General features: G+C 57.8%; 20 protein-coding genes. 11 read left to right on the top strand and 9 right to left on the bottom strand.

Annotated features, from left to right (window positions below; genetic code table 11):
* Window positions 1–277: 277 nt before the first annotated feature.
* Window positions 278–1,048: a DeoR/GlpR family DNA-binding transcription regulator gene (locus KGA81_RS05920; RefSeq protein WP_223544970.1), complete on the bottom strand. Its 771-nt coding sequence runs from the start codon at window positions 1,046–1,048 to the stop codon at window positions 278–280.
* 264 nt (window positions 1,049–1,312) lie between these two features.
* On the opposite strand from KGA81_RS05920, the gene KGA81_RS05915 reads away from it, so the two are divergent.
* Window positions 1,313–2,593 (top strand): haloacid dehalogenase-like hydrolase, encoded by a 1,281-nt coding sequence (locus KGA81_RS05915; protein WP_223544969.1) that lies wholly within the window; start codon window positions 1,313–1,315, stop codon window positions 2,591–2,593.
* A 119-nt stretch (window positions 2,594–2,712) separates the two neighbouring features.
* Here KGA81_RS05915 and KGA81_RS05910 read toward each other — a convergent pair whose 3' ends face one another.
* Entirely contained in the window at window positions 2,713–3,198 is a 486-nt protein-coding gene (locus KGA81_RS05910) for an adenosine-specific kinase (protein WP_223544968.1), read from the bottom strand.
* A gap of 57 nt (window positions 3,199–3,255) precedes the next feature.
* A complete protein-coding gene (locus KGA81_RS05905; RefSeq protein ID WP_317850774.1) occupies window positions 3,256–3,738 on the bottom strand; it encodes a DUF4157 domain-containing protein in 483 nt (160 codons plus the stop codon).
* Between the two features lie 308 nt (window positions 3,739–4,046).
* On the opposite strand from KGA81_RS05905, the gene KGA81_RS05900 reads away from it, so the two are divergent.
* A complete protein-coding gene (locus KGA81_RS05900) occupies window positions 4,047–4,538 on the top strand; it encodes a metallophosphoesterase family protein (protein ID WP_223544967.1) in 492 nt (163 codons plus the stop codon).
* A gap of 58 nt (window positions 4,539–4,596) precedes the next feature.
* Here KGA81_RS05900 and KGA81_RS05895 read toward each other — a convergent pair whose 3' ends face one another.
* The 3 genes from KGA81_RS05895 to KGA81_RS05885 form a co-directional block, all read right to left on the bottom strand.
* Window positions 4,597–5,556 carry an alpha/beta fold hydrolase gene (locus tag KGA81_RS05895; RefSeq protein ID WP_223544966.1) on the bottom strand — a complete coding sequence of 320 codons (960 nt, stop codon included), beginning with the start codon at window positions 5,554–5,556 and terminating at the stop codon, window positions 4,597–4,599.
* A gap of 16 nt (window positions 5,557–5,572) precedes the next feature.
* The gene (locus tag KGA81_RS05890; RefSeq protein WP_223544965.1) at window positions 5,573–6,985 is read right to left on the bottom strand and encodes an NAD(P)-binding protein; all 1,413 of its coding nucleotides are present in this window, start codon (window positions 6,983–6,985) and stop codon (window positions 5,573–5,575) included.
* A 229-nt stretch (window positions 6,986–7,214) separates the two neighbouring features.
* Window positions 7,215–7,553 carry a hypothetical protein gene (locus KGA81_RS05885; protein WP_223544964.1) on the bottom strand — a complete coding sequence of 113 codons (339 nt, stop codon included), beginning with the start codon at window positions 7,551–7,553 and terminating at the stop codon, window positions 7,215–7,217.
* A 318-nt stretch (window positions 7,554–7,871) separates the two neighbouring features.
* On the opposite strand from KGA81_RS05885, the gene KGA81_RS05880 reads away from it, so the two are divergent.
* Genes KGA81_RS05880 through KGA81_RS05860 form a run of 5 tightly spaced genes read left to right on the top strand, consistent with a single transcriptional unit; the run spans window position 7,872 to window position 12,912 of the window.
* A complete protein-coding gene (locus KGA81_RS05880; protein ID WP_223544963.1) occupies window positions 7,872–9,344 on the top strand; it encodes a cytochrome c oxidase subunit II in 1,473 nt (490 codons plus the stop codon).
* A gap of 49 nt (window positions 9,345–9,393) precedes the next feature.
* A complete protein-coding gene (gene ctaD / locus KGA81_RS05875) occupies window positions 9,394–11,166 on the top strand; it encodes a cytochrome c oxidase subunit I (RefSeq protein WP_223545191.1) in 1,773 nt (590 codons plus the stop codon).
* The gene (locus KGA81_RS05870) at window positions 11,163–11,855 is read left to right on the top strand and encodes a cytochrome c oxidase subunit 3 (protein WP_223544962.1); all 693 of its coding nucleotides are present in this window, start codon (window positions 11,163–11,165) and stop codon (window positions 11,853–11,855) included. Before ctaD ends, KGA81_RS05870 begins: the two co-directional genes overlap by 4 nt.
* 6 nt (window positions 11,856–11,861) lie before the next feature.
* Window positions 11,862–12,581: a heme-copper oxidase subunit III family protein gene (locus KGA81_RS05865; RefSeq protein WP_223544961.1), complete on the top strand. Its 720-nt coding sequence runs from the start codon at window positions 11,862–11,864 to the stop codon at window positions 12,579–12,581.
* A 13-nt stretch (window positions 12,582–12,594) separates the two neighbouring features.
* Window positions 12,595–12,912 (top strand): cytochrome C oxidase subunit IV family protein, encoded by a 318-nt coding sequence (locus KGA81_RS05860; RefSeq protein WP_223544960.1) that lies wholly within the window; start codon window positions 12,595–12,597, stop codon window positions 12,910–12,912.
* 32 nt (window positions 12,913–12,944) lie between these two features.
* On the opposite strand, the gene KGA81_RS05855 is transcribed toward KGA81_RS05860, so the two are convergent.
* The 3 genes from KGA81_RS05855 to KGA81_RS05845 form a co-directional block, all read right to left on the bottom strand.
* Window positions 12,945–13,505, bottom strand: a complete 561-nt coding sequence (locus KGA81_RS05855; protein ID WP_223544959.1) for a magnesium transporter — start codon at window positions 13,503–13,505, stop codon at window positions 12,945–12,947.
* Window positions 13,506–13,652: 147 nt separating this feature from the next.
* Window positions 13,653–13,943, bottom strand: coding sequence for a hypothetical protein (locus KGA81_RS05850; RefSeq protein WP_223544958.1), 291 nt, complete (start codon window positions 13,941–13,943; stop codon window positions 13,653–13,655).
* 161 nt (window positions 13,944–14,104) lie between these two features.
* Window positions 14,105–14,917, bottom strand: a complete 813-nt coding sequence (locus tag KGA81_RS05845; protein ID WP_223544957.1) for a helix-turn-helix transcriptional regulator — start codon at window positions 14,915–14,917, stop codon at window positions 14,105–14,107.
* Between the two features lie 105 nt (window positions 14,918–15,022).
* On the opposite strand from KGA81_RS05845, the gene KGA81_RS05840 reads away from it, so the two are divergent.
* The 4 genes from KGA81_RS05840 (at window position 15,023) to KGA81_RS05825 (ending at window position 18,616) form a co-directional block, all read left to right on the top strand.
* Window positions 15,023–15,979, top strand: a complete 957-nt coding sequence (locus KGA81_RS05840; RefSeq protein ID WP_223544956.1) for a threonine dehydratase — start codon at window positions 15,023–15,025, stop codon at window positions 15,977–15,979.
* Between the two features lie 124 nt (window positions 15,980–16,103).
* On the top strand, window positions 16,104–16,799 hold the full coding sequence (locus KGA81_RS05835; protein ID WP_317850773.1) for a tRNA (adenine(22)-N(1))-methyltransferase: 696 nt from the start codon (window positions 16,104–16,106) through the stop codon (window positions 16,797–16,799).
* A 491-nt stretch (window positions 16,800–17,290) separates the two neighbouring features.
* The gene (locus KGA81_RS05830; RefSeq protein WP_223545190.1) at window positions 17,291–17,938 is read left to right on the top strand and encodes a hypothetical protein; all 648 of its coding nucleotides are present in this window, start codon (window positions 17,291–17,293) and stop codon (window positions 17,936–17,938) included.
* A 318-nt stretch (window positions 17,939–18,256) separates the two neighbouring features.
* Window positions 18,257–18,616, top strand: a complete 360-nt coding sequence (locus tag KGA81_RS05825; RefSeq protein WP_223544954.1) for a hypothetical protein — start codon at window positions 18,257–18,259, stop codon at window positions 18,614–18,616.
* Window positions 18,617–18,930: the final 314 nt, after the last annotated feature.

The following is an 18,930-nucleotide window of genomic DNA, read 5'->3' as shown; positions in this document are numbered from 1 at the left end:
CGGGGAAAACTAATTGAGAACGCCCGCTAGGGAACCGCTGCTTAAATAGTCGACGGCCTCAGTGTTCGGCCCCTTTGAGGTTTGCCATCTTTATGTCCGCTCCTGGCCGGTTTCTACCCATCACCAAGTGCAGCAACCGCCCCATTGCAGGCGACCGCAGCCAATACAGTTACCGTCAGTTTGCCAGCGCCGCGAGTCGCATCGTGCAAGATCTACCCGGTTGCCTGCACTTGAGCATCACGCTGCGTCAATGCCTGTTGCAACCGCCAAACCACCGCTACACCAGGACAATACGTTTCAGCTTGGCGTTCAGTGCGGCGAACGCCGCTTCGGTACTGGCCTTGTGGTTGGTGATGAGCACGTCGATGCGTTCTGGCGGGCAGAAAGCGACGCGGCTCTCCACGCCAATCTTGCTGTAATCGGCGAGGATGACTACGCCTTCGGCATTGTCGGCCATGGCGCGCGCTACTTCGGCTTCGCGGTGGTCGTAGTTGCTGGCACCGCGCTGGGCGTCGATGCCGACCGGCGACAACAGCGCCAGGTCGGCCCGATAGCGGGCAATTTCCGCCACCGTGGTGCTGCCGACCGTTGCCGGCGCACGATCGTCGAGTGAACCGCCCAATACGAGCACCTCGTTGTGCCGACCGCCCGACGCGGCGGGGTTGCGCAGTTGCAGTGCCACGTTGAACGAGTTGGTGATCACGGTCAGTCCTCCCAGCTTGGCCAACTCCTCGGCAAGGATGGCGGTGGTAGTGCCCGCGTCGATGAACACTGTCTGCCCATGTGACAGCAGACTGACCGCGGCGCGCGCGAGGTCACGCTTGAACTTGACGTTGCTTTGCGCCCGCTCGGCGATGGGCGCTTCGTCCTCAACGCGGATGGCGCCGCCGTGTATCCGCTTCAACTCTCCCTGTTCTTCCAGAGCGACCAGGTCGCGCCGCACAGTCTCGCGAGAAACATTCAGCTCCGTGACGATGCGGTCGGTGGTGACGCGCTGCAAGGTCGATAGCAGTGCGCGGATCCGCTGGTAACGCTCTTCTTGCCACATACCGGGTGTCCCTGCTGTTCGAGTCGCTGTCCGAGCACGCATTGTGGAGGGGCGTCAGTCGCTGTCAAGTTTGGTGCGGCCCCAGGATCATTGAGCTGACCCGGTCTGTGCGTCAGATTTGTGTATTATTGAGGCAATATTGTTTTTTTGTGTATTTGAAGCTAGCCTCGTGGCCGGACGGGCTCTTCCCCTCGTTCGTATATCGAAACACGCTTTCGCCATCGCCTCGGTTGTAACCTCTCGTCTAGAAGTAGGAGCTATGCCATGCAGCGTCGCCAGTTTCTGAACACCCTCGCCACCGTTTCCGTCGTCTCTCCGCTGTTGTTGTCATCGCGTATAACGCAAGCCGCCACGCCTGCGGCCACACCGAGTGCGCTGGACCCAGCGCGCTGGTCGCCGCTTAACCAAAAGCGTCTGCAAGCGGTGATCGATAAGCACGGCGTCAAAAGCCCGTCCTACCGTCCTGACCAGCGCCCTTACGCGGTGTTCGATTGGGACAACACCTGCATCATGAACGACTGTGAAGAAGCGCTGCTGGTCTACCAGATCAATCATTTGCAGTACAGGCTGACGCCTGATGAGTTCGCTGCCGTGGTGCGTCAGGACGTGCCGAACGGCGCGTTCATGAAGGACTACGCCACGGTGGACGGCAAGCCAGTCAAGATGGAAGACATCGCCAGCGATGTGGAAGCGGATTACCGCTGGTTGCACGCCAACTACAAGGGGCTCGCTGGCGACAAGAGCCTGGAAGAGATCCAGGCCAGCGAGCAGTACAAGGATTTTCTCGCCAAGCTCTACTTCATGTACGACGCGATCTGCGACAGTTATCCGGTGGAGATCGGCTACAAGTGGATTCTGTATTTCTACAAGAACATGACCACGGCCGAGTTGCAGGCGATGGCCGAGGCTTCCAACAACTACGCCATCGGCGATGCGCTGCGCAAGGTCAAGTACGAGAGTTCGCGCACATTACCGGGCAGGGCCGGGGTGGTGGCCGATACCCACTTCCATGGCATTCGTATCCATGAGGAGATTCGTGGCCTGATGCACACGCTGCGCGCCAACGGCATCGACGTCTATATCAGCACCGCCTCGATCGACGATGTGGTACGGGTGTTCGCGGGCAACCCTCATTACGGATACGGCGTGCCGCCTGAGAACGTGATCGGCCTGCGCATGGCGATGGAAGACGGCAAGTACACCACTCGCTATCAGCCAGACTGGCACTTCAATTACGGTCCGGGCAAGACCGTCGGCATCAAGAACGTGCTGGTTAAACAGAAGGGCTATGGCCCGGTGTTGGTGGCTGGCGACAGCGATGGCGATGCCTGGATGCTGCGCGACTTCAACGATACGGCGGTGGGGGTGATCGTCAACCGCATGAAGAAGGGCGAGATCGGCGCCGACAGCCTGCAGGCCGCTACCCAACTGGGCAAGCCGGACGCCCGCTTCGTCCTGCAGGGGCGCGACGAGCACACCGGCCTGATGATTCCAGACGAGAAATCGCTCAAGTACGGTAAAGACGAGCTTAAGCTGCTGGCTTGATGGCACTGGCTCGCGGATGGCCGGCGGCCATCCGCGAGCCGCTGCAAACGACACGTCGCGGATGTTCAGCCAGACGAAGTCAAACCAGTCCCTTTCTCACGAAATGCCCGCTCTGCAATTCACAGCTTGTAGCCAATCTGCCGCAACAGGTTCTTGCGCCACTGGATGTCTTCGTCGCCTTCAATGTCTTGGGCACAGAAGCCATCCACTACCCCGAGGATTGCTCGCCCTTGTTGCGTCTCAGCGAGAATCACTTCGACTGGATTGGCGGTTGCACAAAAAATACGGCATACCTCTGGAACCATTTTGATGGTGTTCAACACGTTCAGCGGATAGAAGCCGTCGCCCAGGAAGATGATGAAGCTATGGCCTGCGGCGATGGCTTGCGCATTCTTCTGTGCAAGTTCAATCATTGCGGCGTCAGTGCCAGACCATCGCACCAGGCACTTGCCAGAGGCTTCGCAAAAGGCCACGCCAAACTGGATACCTGGCACGGCATTGACCAGTGCTTCGTGGATGTCTTCGACGGACTTGATGAAGTGCGTCTGACCCAGAATGAAATTCGTCACATCCGGTTTGTCGATTTTCAACGTGATGAGTTGCATCTCAAACGCCTCCTTTCACGATGTTGCTACCAGAGTCTGCCAATAAACCAAGCATAGCTACTCATGGGTTATCGCTGCGCCCACTGAAGGAACCCGAGGAGACCCTGACTGGGCCACGCTGGCCCTCAGCGCACTGGCTACCTGGGCCTGGATCTTGTAAGCAGGCGTTTCGACGGCTGAGTAATCACGGGTATAGCGAGTGGCGAACTCGCTGACGCCCCATTGCTGGTACTGCTGCACGTGCTTGAGTTCGTGCGCCCACAGCGCGACATTGTTCAGTGCATCATCGGGATTGCGAAAGACGATGATGTCGACAAGGGTGACTGCATTGACATCGGGATTCTGCAGCATGGCATTTGCGGCGTTCAGTTCCGTATCGTCGCCAACCTTGTAGCGAGCCGAGTCGAGCACTCCAATGTCATAGTAGGGTTCGAGCTGGGCCCGGATATTCAGCGGGACTGGCCGGATATCACCCCTTGCCAGGGTATTGCGCGATTGCACGATCCAGCCCTGTAAACCGACGGCCGCCATCCGGTTCATGTTATCGAAGAGCTCCCCAACGTCCCCTTTGGCGCCTGGAGCACAAAAACAAGCGCCCACGCAGACCTGGTACTGACCTTGCGGGCAGGCGAAAGCAGAGAACGAAGTACCAACGCAGAAGAGCGGTATCGCCAAGCGAACAAGTTGACGCATAAAGGCAGGTGACAATTGGTTCTCCCAGAGGCAATGGCGGTCGGCAGGCGATCATTCGGGCAGCTTGCGCAGGTGTTGGACCGCTTTGGGTACCGTTCGATTCCCTGGTGTCCAAATATTATTCGGGCCATTGCCCCTATCGTTCTGGAGCGTGCATGAAAGTTGGAGTGATTTCCGATACCCACGGCTTGCTCCGCCCCGAAGCGCTCGCCGCCCTGGCGGGGTGCGAGCGGATCATTCATGCCGGCGACATCGGTAGCCCGGAAATTCTTGAGCGACTGGCGGCTATCGCTGCGCTGCATGTCGTGCGCGGGAACAATGATCAAAACCAGGCATGGGCAGGACATCTCCCTGATTTTCTGCGATTGGACCTCAACGGTTGGCAGGCGCTGTTGGTGCATGACATTGCCGATGTTCCGGTCGATCTGGACCCAGGCATAAAGCTGGTGATCACCGGCCACTCCCACAAGCCACGCATGGAATGGCGTGGGGAGCGATTGTTTGTCAATCCTGGCAGCGCGGGGCGACGACGCTTCAAGCTGCCTGTCACGCTGGCCCTGCTCGAGGTAACGGCGACTTCGATTGAGCCTCGGTTGCTTGACCTGTTGGAGCAGCCTCCCGGATGGATTGAACCCTTGACGATTTGAAACGGCAGTATCAAGCAAATACAAATGAGAATATGGATTAAGCGCTGGTGATACGTCATCAGAGTTGTTTCAGCAAGCCCAGTAGCAGCTCATTGACCTCTGTCGCGCGCTCTCGCTGTATCCAGTGGCCGACACCTTCGAGGATATGACACCCGCGCAGGCCCGGCAGTGTCTGCGCGAAGGCTTCGATCTGCCGCGCAGAGCCCGGAAACTTCAGCACGCCGTCGCGGCTCCCGGCTATGAACATCGATGGCTGGCGGATAATGCAACCGCGCCAGGGCGCCAGCAGTGCCCATGAGCGCGTAATGTTGCGGTACCAGTTCAAGCCGCCGCGAAATCCGCTGCGGGTGAATTCGCCGGAGTAGTAGGCAATATCCGCAAGGCTTAGCCAGGCGGGCAGGGTTTCGGGCTCGCTCATCCCTCCCAGGAAGCCCTGGCCCGGCTGCAGCCGGCCGAACACCGGCCCGTCGGGCCCGTCACCCGAGCCACTGAAGTAGATGCGCCGGATCGACGACTCGACATCGCTTTCCAGCTCGGCCTCGGCCACACCCGGCGTCTGGAAGTACTGGATATAAAAGTCACTGATACCCCGCGCGGCAAGCGCGCCCAAGGGCTCCAAACGACCCGGTGGCGAGAAGGGAACGCTCATGCCGACCACTGCGCGGAACAGATCGGGTCGCATCATGGCTGCGCTCCATGCCACCAGCGCGCCCCAGTCATGACCGACGATCACGGCTTGTTGTTCGCCGAGTGCGTTGACCAACTCCACCATATCGCCTACCAGGTGGAGCGTGGTGTAGGCGTCGGGTTCGGCCGGCGCATCGGTGCCGCCATAACCACGCATGTCGGGTGCGACCGCCCTATAGCCGGCGCTCGCCAACGCCGCAAGCTGGTTGCGCCACGAGTACCACAGCTCCGGGAATCCGTGGCATAGCAAGACCAACGGGCCGCAACCCTGGGTGGCGACCCGCATGCGGATGCCATTGATGTCGAGCATTTCCAGGTGTGGCTCGTTCATGTGCGCTTCCTGCCATTCAAGCGATGGACTCCAGCAACCGCGGCAGATTCGCCTGAGCCTTCTGCCTGCTGACAGAAAGCCGATACAGTTGTGCCATTTTCTCGGTGTCGGTTTCTTGCAGGCCCCTGAGCACCGCAGTCAGAAAGAACAAGCGTGACTGCCTGATCCAGCGCGACAGGCCTTCATGCTCTCCCCAGCGTAGTTGGTTACCCAGGTAGACCGCCCACATTCTGATCCAGTCCGTGGGCACGTGAGGCGGGGGGACCATCGTGCAAAGCGCGTTCATTTGTGTTTGATCGGTCAGGTGGCTTTCCACATAAGCGATCAGGGCCGCGCTGAACACGGGTTGGCAACTGCTGACCATCAACAGGTTGATCCTGGCGCCGTCGAACACCTTCATTTCAGGCAGTGACGGGATGGCACTGGCGCTGCAATCAATGTGCAGAGTACCTGGGCTGGTGGCGATGCTGCCCCGGTCAAGCACGATGCGCGTTGGCTCGATAACCCGCACCCTGCCCAGGCGCACGATGTTGCCGATGCGTCGAAGCTCGCGTAATTCCGCCTGAGTGACGGTGGCGCAGCGGTAGGCAGTGGGGTCGACGGACTTGTCCAGGCGCAGGAGTTGGCCCGCGGCCTCAAGCCTTTCGAACAGGTCCGGGATCGAGTCTGCGGCTGCGATGGCCTCGAATTGTGCCATGAGGCCGCCGATGGTTCGTTCGAAGCTGTCAGGGCCCGGTTGCAGGTTGGCCCGGTCGATCAACCACGGATCGTTCGGCATGATCCAGCAGATTTTTGCGGGCGCAACACCGTTTTGCAGACACCACAGGCAAGCGTCGATCCCGGTCTTGCCCGATCCCACCACTACGTAGCCAGAGGGCGGGTGGCGGATCTTCGGCAGGTCGTTCAGTGGCACGCATTGCACGCCGGGTTCCACCCTGTACCTGGGCGGGTGGGTCGAGGGAACTGCCGTCTGGGCATGGGTGGCATCTACCACCTTTTTGTGCACCCGGACCTGATGGTTGACGCCGCTGACCAGCGAGGTAAACCGGTGGTCGTCAATGCGGTCGCCGGTGTAGTTGCACATGGGGAAGTAACGGACTTGACCTGACGGCAGAAACTGCTGATTCATCACCTGGTCGAAATAGCTCACCACCTCGGCGCCGGAGGCTAGCTCATACAGGCCTTCGTTGAGTTCGGCCTGGTCTTTCGTTGCGCTGCCCAGTTCTCGTGAGTTGACGCCATAGAAGGCCGAGGGCTGGTGCAATCGCACGAACGGGTAGGCATCATTCCAGTGCCCGCCAGGTCGGTCGTGTCGATCCACCATTATGATGCGTGCATTCGTTTCCTTGAGTAGCGTATCGACGAAAGCCATGGCCGTCGCGCCAGCACCGATGATCAGGTAGTCGGTTTCGATCAGTTTTGCGTCCATATGCTTTCGCCTTTCTGAAGGTTCCCCCCTCAACGTCAGAAGATTAGCTACCTGAACCGGGCTCGATAGAACGAATGCTCCTCACACAAATAACTGATGGAATTAATGGTTGCTGTCTGAGTCGCGACTCTCCAGTCGATGCAATACCTGACGCTCTGGCGCATGCACGTGGCGGCGCCACACTCGCGCATTCAAACGCCAGTTCGGCACCTCCCAAGGCACCTGACCGTTACTCAATAAGCTGATCGATCAACACCGCGTTGGTATAGACCAAGCTGCCGTCGCTCGCACGGTGCCCGACCAGATGAAACTGACCGCGTTCGTCGTGCAGATAGACACGCATTTTACAGTCGGACAAGGGGGCGTATCCCTCGGGCATGATCAACTCCATCGAGTCCATATCGACATCGACCATGGCTTCAGGCTCGTGGGTCTTCTGCAGGTGCTCTTCGGCGTCCTCCAGACGGATATGGAGAGGGCCGTCGACGTAAAAATGGATCTCACCGATCGGGATGGACTTCTGGTCGGGGTTGGGCTTGCACCAGCCTTCGATCGTCAAGGCACTCATGACGAAACCTCCCATGTGGATTGCTGAACGGCGTAGCTATCGTCCCTGCTCAATGCCATCACTTATGTTTGATGACTGCACAAGGGCAGGGTTCATCCTTTGGGGCCGCCTCCGGTCGCACTCTGCCGTCCGTCATCAGAAATTAAGTATAGCCGCCGGCAAACGGAACTCCCTTGCCGGCCTCACGGTACAAGCCGATGGTTCTATACTTCTCACTGACTTTACCGCCCGGATGGGTGGTACTTGTCTGCCCTGCCTGGACGTAAGTGGCGATGCTGTTGCATAACCAATGAACAACAGGAATAGGATGAAGAGGACATGGCAATAGCAATTGTCTTGATACTCATCGTTATTGCATCAGTGCTATTCAACATACTGGCGCCCTGGCAGGCGACACCGGCAGCTTCCAACTGGGGCTCCATAGATACCACCCTGTTCATTACCCTGGTCATCAGCGGAATATTTTTCATTGCCATCACGGTATTCATGGCGATAGCGGTGATGCGCTTTCGTCACAAGAAGGGGTCTCGGGCGGCCTATCAGCCAGAAAATAAAAAACTGGAATTATGGTTGATTATCGTTACCTCACTAGGGATCGCCGGGATGTTGGCGCCTGGTCTGGTTGTTTATAACGATTTCATCCGGGTGCCGAAAAATGCTTACGAACTTGAAGTGGTCGCCCAGCAGTGGCAGTGGGCCTTTCGTTTTCCCGGTCAGGACGGGAAGTTGGGCAAGTCGGATATCAGGTTTGTTGATTCCGCCAATCCCCTCGGCCTTGATCCCAAGGATCCTGCAGGGCAGGACGATGTGCTGGTAATGAATAATGAAGTTCGCCTGCCGCTCGATCGGCCGGTGAAAGTCTTGCTGCGCGCTAAAGATGTCCTGCACGATTTCTATGTACCGCAAATTCGCAGCAAGATGGACATGGTGCCAGGGATGGTGTCGTACTTTTGGTTTACGCCGACTAAAACCGGAAAATACGAAGTCCTGTGCGCTGAGTTTTGTGGTGTAGGTCATTACAACATGCGCGGCCATATGATCGTGGAAGAGCAGGGCGTCTTCGATCAATGGCTAAAAGGCCAACCGACTTTTGCGCAGACATTGACGACAGCGGCCCGGCCCAGTCGGGACAGCCTGCTGGAAAAAGGCCGGCAGTTGGTCGAACAACTCGGCTGCAAGGCCTGTCATAGCCAGGATGGCAGTGCCAGTCTCGGCCCGGGATGGAAGGGGTTGTACGGGCGCGCTGAACAGCTTGCCGATGGCACCCGTGTGCAAGTCGACGAGGCCTACCTGAAAGAGTCGATTCTCGATCCGAAGGCCCGCCTGGTACAGGGCTACCCGCCGGTGATGGTGGCCTATACTCTCAAAGATGATGAACTGGGTGCTGTCATCGCCCTGATCAAATCACTGGGTGCTGCGGGGCAAGCCAATGAACCTTCGACTGGCGAAGCGTCCAGTCCGGGTGAAGACCTGGTGGCGCAGGGGCAGAGACTGGCCGGATCGCTGGGTTGTCTGGCCTGTCACAGTGTCGATGGCAACAAGGGCGTCGGTCCCAGCTGGCAGGGCCTGTATGGCAAGACGGAAACCCTTGCCGACGATACGAGCGTGAAGGTTGATGAGGCCTATCTCAAAGATTCGGTTCTTCATCCCAATGCCAAAATCGTCAAGGGCTATGCCGCCGTCATGCCGAGCTTGGCGCCGAGTGACAAGGAGCTGGATGCGCTGATCGCTTTTATCAAATCCAAAGCGAATACTGACGCTGATGCGAGCAAGGCAGAACCAGGGAAGTAGCCGTAAAGCAGCCAGAAATACACTGAAACTTCGACAGGAGGATGACGTGATGGCCTATGCGGAGCAAGCCGAGACACAAGCGTTGCACGAACCCAAGAGTTTCCTGACCAGATACATCTGGAGTCAGGACCACAAGGTCATAGCCATTCAATATTCCTTGACGGCTCTGTTCGTGGGGCTGATCGCGTTGGTGTTGTCCGGTTTGATGCGCCTGCAGATAGGTTTCCCCGGCAGTTTGGCGTTCATGGACGCCAGTACTTATTATCAGGCGATGACCATGCACGGCATGATCATGGTCATTTACTTGCTGACGGCCTTGTTTCTGGGTGGCTTCGGCAACTATCTGATCCCACTGATGGTGGGCGCCCGTGACATGGTCTTTCCTTATGTCAACATGCTGAGTTACTGGACCTACCTGCTGGCGGTACTGGTGTTGCTCGCCGGTTTCTTTGTGCCTGGCGGCCCCACGGGGTCGGGCTGGACGCTCTATCCGCCACAGTCCATTACTCAGGGCACACCGGGAGTGGAGTGGGGCATCGTACTGATGCTCGTCTCACTGGCGATTTTTATTGTCGCAACCACCATGGGCGGGTTGAACTACGTCACCACGGTGTTGCAGGCGCGCACGCACGGCATGACATTGTTTCGCATGCCGCTCTCGGTATGGGGCATCTTCATGGCCTCGATCATGGCCTTGCTGGCCTTTCCGGCGTTATTTGTCAGCGCGATCATGATGCTGTTCGACAAGCTATTGGGCACCAGCTTCTTTATGCCGGCGATGGTCTCGCTGGGGCAGCCGCTCGGTCACCAGGGTGGCAGCCCGATATTGTTCCAGCACCTGTTCTGGTTCTTCGGCCACCCGGAGGTCTACATCGTCGCGCTCCCTGCATTTGGCCTGGTCTCCGACTTGATCAGCACCCATGCGCGTAAAAATATCTTCGGTTACCGAATGATGGTGTGGGCCATTATCGCGATTGGCGTACTCAGTTTTGTGGTCTGGGCGCACCATATGTATGTCAGCGGAATGAACCCGTACTTTGGCTTTTTTTTCGCCGTCACCACTTTGGTCATCGCGGTGCCGACCGCGCTGAAAGTCTATAACTGGATATTGACCCTGTGGCGCGGCGACATCCATCTGACCGTGCCGATGCTGTTTGCCCTGGCCTTTATCGTCACCTTCCTGGTCGGCGGTCTGACCGGGTTGTTTCTGGGCAATGTGATCGTGGATATACCGCTCTCGGACACTTATTTCGTCGTGGCCCACTTTCATATGGTCATGGGGGTCGCACCGGTACTGGTGGTGTTCGGCGGCATTTATCACTGGTTCCCGAAAGTGACCGGGCGCATGTTGAACGACACCCTGGGCAAGCTGCATTTCTGGATTACCTTTCTGGGCACCTACGCCATCTTCTTCCCCATGCACTACCTGGGGTTCCAGGGCATGCCACGCCGCTACTATGCCTATGAAAACTACGCGTTCATCCCGCAATCCGCGCAAGAGTTGAATGCCTTCATTACGGTAGTCGCATTGACTGTCGGGGTTTCCCAATTGCTGTTCCTGTTCAACCTGGCCTGGAGTGCATTCAAGGGCAAGCCGGCAGGCAGCAATCCCTGGGGCGCGGCGAGCCTGGAATGGCAAACGCCGGACACTCCGCCGAAACACGGTAACTGGGGAGAGAAGTTGCCGGTCGTGCATCGCTGGGCCTATGACTACAGTGTGCCGGGGATAGAACAGGATTTCGTTCCGCAAACGGTCTCCGTCGATGAACTGGAGCACATGCGACAACTCAGTGCCGGAACTAAGGCGGACATCAAGACATGAACAGGCTGCTATTGAAAAACGCCGGCAGCGCTGACCCCGGCGGCAGTTGGAGTCGCGACCCTGGGGGGATTCAGGCTGCCGGGGGGGCTGATCCAAGCCAAACCGCAAGAGTCGGCCTGCGCCTGTTTCTGGTGGTGGTGAGCTCGTTATTCTTCCTCTTTCTGATCGCCTTTATTGCTCGCTCACAATTGGCCGACTGGGAACCCCTGACAGAGCCTTTGGCGCCGTTGGCCAATCTGCGGCCGCTCTGGCTGAACTCGGCTTTTCTGGTACTCAGTTGCATTGCACTGCAGTGGTCGCGCATGGCCGCCCGACAGGCTCGGCTGGGCGCAACCATGATCGGTTTTGCATTGGGGGGCGTTTTTGCTATTGCCTTTCTGGCGGGGCAACTCTGGGTCTGGCAGCAGTTTGTCGCCTGGGGCTACTTTGTGGCCAGCAATCCGGCCAACAGTTTCTTCTACCTGTTGACCGGGCTGCATGGGCTCCACCTGCTGGGCGGGGTGATCGCCTGGTGCTGGATCGTCGCTAAATTCCTGCGTCATGTGCCACTGGCGCAACTGGGCGCCAGCGTAGAACTCTGTGCCATCTATTGGCATTACTTGTTGGGTCTCTGGTTCGTACTATTCGCGCTGCTGGCCAGCACGCCACAAACCTATGAAGCCATCGCCAGATTCTGCGGCCTGAGGTGAAAAGCCATGGCATTGCACCCACAAACCCAAGCCCAAACCGAGAGCCGTTCATCCAATCCACCAGCTCCGCCGCCTGCACCGGGATGGCAGGGCATCGCCAGCGACTGGTCCTCGGATAAAGAGGCCTTCAAGCAGGTCCACTGGGGCAAGGCGATGATGTGGATATTCCTGCTCAGCGACACTTTTATATTCACCTGTTTTCTGACCGGCTACATGTCGGTACGCATGGCCATCACTACCGCCTGGCCGAACCCCAGTGAAGTGTTCGCATTGACGATCGGCGGAAGAGAGATCCCGCTTATTCTGATCGCCATCATGACCTTTGTGCTGATCAGTAGCAGCGGCACCATGGCCATGGCCGTCAATTTCGCCTATCGCCGTGATCGAGCGAAAACCACGGCCCTGATGCTGGCGACCGCTGCCTTGGGGGTGACCTTCGTCAGCATGCAGGCCTTTGAATGGAGCAAGCTCATCGCAGAAGGGGTGCGTCCCTGGGGGAACCCCATGGGAGCGGCGCAATTTGGTGCCAGCTTTTTCATGATTACCGGTTTTCACGGACTGCATGTGTCAATCGGCGCCATCTACCTCTGCATTGTGGCGCTGAAAGTATTGCGGGGAGATTATGAGCGCTCCGGAAACTATCAGAACGTCGAGATAGCCGGGCTTTACTGGCACTTCGTGGATTTGGTGTGGGTGTTTATTTTTGCATTCTTCTATTTATGGTAGAGGAGCACGGGTGATGGCACAGGCTCAGAGTCAGCAACATCCAATCAGTTTGTACCTTAAAATCTGGGGGCTGTTATTCGTCCTCAGCACGATGTCGTACCTGGTCGACTATTTCCACTTCCATGGCTACCTTCGGTGGTTCCTGATTATCACCTTCATGTTGTTGAAGGCAGGTTTAATTGTCTCCATCTTCATGCATATGGCCTGGGAGCGGTTGGCCCTGGTTTATGCCATATTGGTGCCGCCTTTGTGTTTACTGGTGCTCGTCGGACTGATGGCCACCGAGGCAGACTATGTTTTCCTCAGCCGGGTCAGCTTCTTCGGCCAATAAGCCGCTTTCGGATGGCCATCAGTTTCCAGACGCTAACCCGATATCACTCGCTTGAACTGATGCCATTTGTGCTGCCAGGCCACTGTCCAGTGGGGGGCTGCCGCTCCCGTGCCGGCGATCTTCAGATTTGGATGATGATCGATTACCTGGTCCAGGATCGGTTCCTGATCCGGCTCAACATCCACGAAGAAAATATGTTTGCCCTCTTTTACCACCTGCTGGAAATTGCGGAAGTGAGTGTTCGGCACCTGGAACCCAAAAAAACCGCCTTCCCAGATACAGAAGCCCAAAATGACAATGGCAAGGAAGACAAAAGGCGTCCAGCCTGCGGCGGTTTCGGTCCAGCCCATCCAATAGGCGCCACCCAGGACCAGTGCTGCGAGGGGCAGACCGACTACAGCACCAACCTCACCGGAGTGAACAGCATCTTGTTCCATTAACGAGTTGACCTCGTGGAGGTGATGTTCTTCGACATCAGCAACTTTTTCACTAAGTACATGAATCTGTTCGGAGTTGATGCCGCTGGCTTCCAACTCATTTTCAACTGTTTCGAGATCGTTGAGATTGTCACTGATGTAATAGTGCCGATTCATGCCACACCTCCAAACCCAAGTTTGCCGTAGACCTCCTCTGTCCGGCAGCCGTTAATAACCGAGATTTGCAGTCAGTAGCTGTGCCGTGGGGAACGTTGCACACTTCTTGCAAACTGAAAAAAAGTATAGCACTCGCCAGCACGCCCCCTAGTTGATCTGCACCAGGACCGGACCTTCCGTTACGATCGGCGGATTCGCGCGGATACTCGAGGTGTTTTTCTGAATCCAGTCACGCGCTACTTTCAGGCTCGCATCGCAGCCGGCCTTGTCTATGCAAACAGTGATCGCTGTACCACCGTCGCCCGTATTGAGCAATGTGTAGCTGACGAGGCCAGGCACTGTCCGCAAGGTCGCTTCGATGTCGTCTTTACGCTCTTCCAGACGTTCGAAAAGCTGCTTCGCTCCCGTACCCAGGTAGGTTCTTATCACCGCGTACATAGTCGTCTCCTTTGGGAGTACCGTCTTGATGCCCATCCAGATCCGTTGATGGCCGCCATCACACAAGTTTCAGCTCGCCCTGATTCATTAAGCTTAGTCAAACGCCGGCGACAACCGAAGTGCAACGACCATCGGCCTATCGCAAACATCCAAACCCGGCGCTAACTGAAACTTGAACCTTGACGCAACTGCGCCGGGCTCACGCCAAGGCGTTGCTTGAAGGTGGTCGCCATGTGTGCCTGGGAGTTGAAACCGCAGGCGTAGGCGATCTCCGTCAGCGTGGCGGTCGAATCGCGCATCAAGGCTCGGGCCCTGGCGAGGCGTCGGTCGATCAGGTAAGCGTGCGGGCTTTTGCCTGTGGCGTTTTTGAAGGCCCGCATGAAATAGCCTTCGGACAATCCAAGCAGGCCCGCCATCGCCGGTACGCTCAACGGGCCATCGAGGCCAGCATCAATGAACTCATCGAGCAAGCGCATCCGGTAACCGGTAATCGAGCCATGGGCCGGTGATGGCAGCGCTTCGCCATTCGTCGCCCGTGCAGACAATGCCAGTGCCCAGGCCTCCCAATCGTCCTCCACGGAGGCGTGCAACAGCGCGGCGCGCATTCGCCACGCGAGGGCAGTGGCCTGCCGGTCGATGCGATTGTTGAAGGCACGATCGCCCACCAACGCAATACCGTCGGTGCGCATCACCCGCAGGTATTCACCGCCCGTGGCTGATTCGGACAGCACGTCACACCCGGCGGGAACGAACGCCAGGCCGTTGGGCACGGCATCGAAAGGGCGTATTCGGTCACTGCCGATAGCGTGCAGGCCTCGCTGGCTGTCGAAGGCAAAGCCGATTCCCGCCTGGGTCGCCACATAACGGGTCGCGTAGGCGCGGCCGGGGAGCAATTCGATCACCCAGGGGCCGGCCTCAATACGGCGGACCGGTTCGGACAGGAGCGTTGGCGGCAGGCGATTTCGATGGCTCATGAACGCCATAGTAATGAAGAGGGGGGACAAAAGTCAGGTCGGTTTTTTGAAAGCCGGCGTACTGCGCCCGTGTCCAGACTGGGCAAAATCTCAGGGGGATAAATCATGCACAGACTCACTCGCGACGATATCGAACAGGCTGCACGCAACGTTTACCAGGTCATGCCGGCCACCGCCCAATACCCTTGGCCGTTGCTAGCCCGGCGGTTGGGGTGCACGGTGTGGGTCAAGCACGAAAATCACACGCCTACCGGGGCTTTCAAAGTGCGCGGCGGTATTACCTTCATGCATTGGCTCAAGCGCGAACACCCAGACGCGAAGGGCATTGTCAGCGCTACCCGCGGCAACCATGGCCAGAGCCTGGCGCTGGCCGCTGGCGCATTGGGTTTGCGGGCGTTGATCGTGGTGCCGCAAGGTAACTCGGTAGAAAAGAACAACGCCATGCGCGGCTTTGGCGCTGAAGTGGTCGAGTATGGGCGCGATTTCGATGAGGCCCGTGAAGAGGCTGCACGCCTTGCACGTGTGCATGACCTGTTCCTGGTTCCGCCGTTTCATACCGAGCTGGTCAAAGGTGTCGCCACTTATGCGCTGGAGCTGTTCAACGCAGCGCCGGACCTGGATACCGTTTATGTACCGATTGGCTGTGGCTCGGGGATTTGCGGGGTAATCGCCGCCCGCGATGCGCTGGGCCTGAACACCCGGGTGGTGGGCGTGGTTTCCACCGAGGCGGCGGCCGCACAGTTGTCGTTTGACACCGGAGTCCTGTGCGAAACTGCTTCGGCAACTACCTTTGCCGACGGTCTGGCCGTACGCAAGCCGGTGCCTGAGGCCTTTGCCGTCTACGCGCAAGGTGCTGCGCGGATCGTAGCGGTCAGTGATGCGCAGATTGCCGAGGCCATGCGCGTGTATTACACCGATACCCATAACCTGGCTGAGGGGGCCGGTGCGGCGGCACTGGCAGCGCTCATTTCCGAGCGTGAAGCCATGTCGGGAAGCCGGGTGGGGGTGATTCTGTCCGGTGGCAACGTCGACAGATCGGTGTATGCGCAAGTGATTGCGTGAAGGGGCAGTGACCCTGCTCACATAAACCTGGCCACATAAATTTGAAATGCACGGCGTTGCTCGACACAATCGCGCCCCGATCCGGCCAAAGGCGCCGGACGCTCGTGGTGAAAAGGGGCCGCAAGTGAACGAACAGACATTGTCCATGCGCCTGGAGCGCGTGGCGGCGCATGTGCCAGCCGGCGCGTGCCTGGCCGATATCGGCTCGGATCACGGCTACCTGCCGGTGGCGCTGATGCGCCGTGGCGCCATCGCGGCGGCGGTGGCCGGCGAGGTGGCGTTGACGCCGTTCCACGCGGCCAACCGCACCGTGCGCGAGAACGGCCTGGACTCGCAGATCACCGTGCGCCTGGCCAACGGCCTGGCGGCAATCGAGCCGGGAGACGGGATCACGGCAATCAGCCTCTGCGGCATGGGCGGCGAAACGATTCGCGACATCCTCGACAGCGGCAAGGCGTACCTGAACGGTCGGGAGCGCCTGATCCTGCAACCCAACGGCGGCGAACAGCCACTGCGCCAATGGCTGATGGACAATGGCTACCGCATCCTCTGCGAGGAAGTGCTGCGGGAAAACCGTTTCGACTACGAAATCATCGTCGCCGAGCGCACCGGGCCGGTGATGTACACCGCCCAGCAGCTGTACTTCGGCCCATTGCAGATGCAGGCCCGCAGTCCGGCGTTCCTGCTCAAGTGGCAGCGCAAGTTGCGCCAGAAACAGAAGACCCTGACCCACTTGGCCCGGGTGCAACAGGCTGTGCCCGAGGAAAAGGTGCAGGACTTCGCGCGCCAGGCCCGGTGGATCGCTCAGTTACTGGCTTGAGCAAGCGTGGGTCAGGCGATGGGCATACAGCGCGATGGCGGTTTTTTCCGGAATAGCATTGGAAATGATTCAGTCCCTTGGCTACGCCGGTTTCAGCCAGGGAGACAGGTACTCCCTGGTGCTGGATTTGGTACCGTTTGTCGAGCATTTTGCTCAAAAAATGAACGATTTTGATAGGCTTCGCTCTGATGTTCCAGCAGGCGAGCCCCGTTGAGCGGTCGCGCTGCGCTCACTAATAAAAAGGACGTATACCTCATCTGCATTGAATGGAATGCACATGGGGATTTTTTTTACCTGAGACCTGGAGTGATAGTATGCCGTCATCACTGACTCGCTGGGCGAGTCGCTCCCTCTTGTAATACCTGATTATTAAGTTGCTTCAATCATTGCGAACTTGATCTTGCAGGTGCGAATAAATAATTCGCACGCCTGGGGCATGGTCAATTTGCACTGCTGCTCTAAGTGGAGATGTCATCTTGGATATTAATACAATGATCGGCCTGATCGGCCAGAAAGAATCCATGGAGTTTTTGCGTTTAGGTGTTGTTTACGTTCACCTGTTGGCTTGCTGCGTAGCGATTGGCCTGGTGTTTGCCAGCGATGCGGCAATGGTCAAGGATTTATGGAACGGTCGTCTATCGTCGGGGCACGATAATGAACATATGGCCAGTCTTCAGACGTCTGTTGCCAATGCGTTGATATTCTTGTGGATCACTGGAGCCGCGGTAATAGGCATTGATTATCTGGACAAAGGCATGAACTATTTTGCCAATCCAAAACTTCAAGCCAAAGTCATCATTGTATTGTTGTTGACGTTCAACGGCATGTTGCTGCACCGCTTTGTATTGCCGGCAATGCTGAAGGCCGGGTCGCTGCTTGATCTCAAGGTCAGTGTGCGAATGTTTGCCCTGTTCTCTGGCGCACTGTCGGGTGTGTCCTGGCTGTATGCCGCCATGCTCGGTGTCGGTCGACCACTGGCCTGGAAATATTCGCTCACCGAGTTGCTGATGGCCTATCCGGTGTTGATCGTGCTCGGCTTTGCGATGATGGTGGCGCTGACTCAGTGGGCGCGTAAGCGCAACGAGGCAATGCCGGTTCAGGAGACTTGGCTGTTTGCGGGTATTCCTGCACTGCGCTGAGCTGACGAAAATCCAGGCAAAGACGGGTAAAACCGTTTGACCCTTTGAAGCATCAGACCCAGATCGCAGCCTTCGGCAGCTCCTACAGATGATCGACGTAGGAGCTGCCGAAGGCTGCGATCTTTTGATTTTGATCTTCAGTTGATCCGCGCCGCGTTAAAGCCTGCAAGTAAGCTTTTTCGTCATAGACGATTCTGATCCACTTGAAAGCGAGTGACCTCAGGGCCGTTTTGCTAGATACCTGCTTCAGCGCCAAGGCCAGGCCGGGGTCCATGGCCGACTATAATTTAGTGTGGGGGGACCGTCGGAGGTGGCGCTATGCGTATCTTCAAGCAACTCCTGCTCCTGGTCGCGGGGCTTCTGGCGAGCAGCCTCTCCCTGGAGGCAATCAGCGGTGGCGGCCTCGGTCAAAATCCTCACCCGGCCGTTCTGGTCAGTGGGCAGCCACAGCAATGCGGGCAATTCCACCACTTCCACAGTGGCTCGTTTCATATGGGAAACCGGCATTTCGTACCGATGCACAACCGGCACTTCATACCGATCCACCGGATAAACCGCTTCGAGGTGATCAGAGGCTCTGGGTTCAGCGATCAGCGCTTCGGTTCCAGGCACGTTCACTTTGTGCGCCAGTTCGATCCGCGGACGGGGCAGTTTGTGATTAGGGAATTTGTCTGGTGACGCATGCCGCTCCAGAGAACAGAAGCTGCCAACGAACTGGTTGTCTTCCTCCCATCGAGTGAGTGGCCCCCGATTTCGGCGTGACCTGCCCCACAAACGGGGCGCCATTCCCCAGCAGTATTCGCGTCTCTTCTAACACGATATTTCAACCTCTGGCCAATGTTTGCGGGGCTCGCACCTGTTTTACACAACGCTGGCAAAGTAATTGCTGAGTGAGAGCTTGTCCCGTTCCTGAAAAGTGCAGCGTCGGGAACCTGTGGAGCTGTCAGTACCCCATTGAGTGATAGCGTGTAACCATCGGGTTGCATCTCGAG

Origin of the sequence: Pseudomonas sp. A-B-19 (assembly GCF_019947515.1) — a bacterium.
Taxonomy (GTDB): domain Bacteria; phylum Pseudomonadota; class Gammaproteobacteria; order Pseudomonadales; family Pseudomonadaceae; genus Aquipseudomonas.
This window is presented reverse-complemented; position numbering and strand designations above follow the sequence as displayed.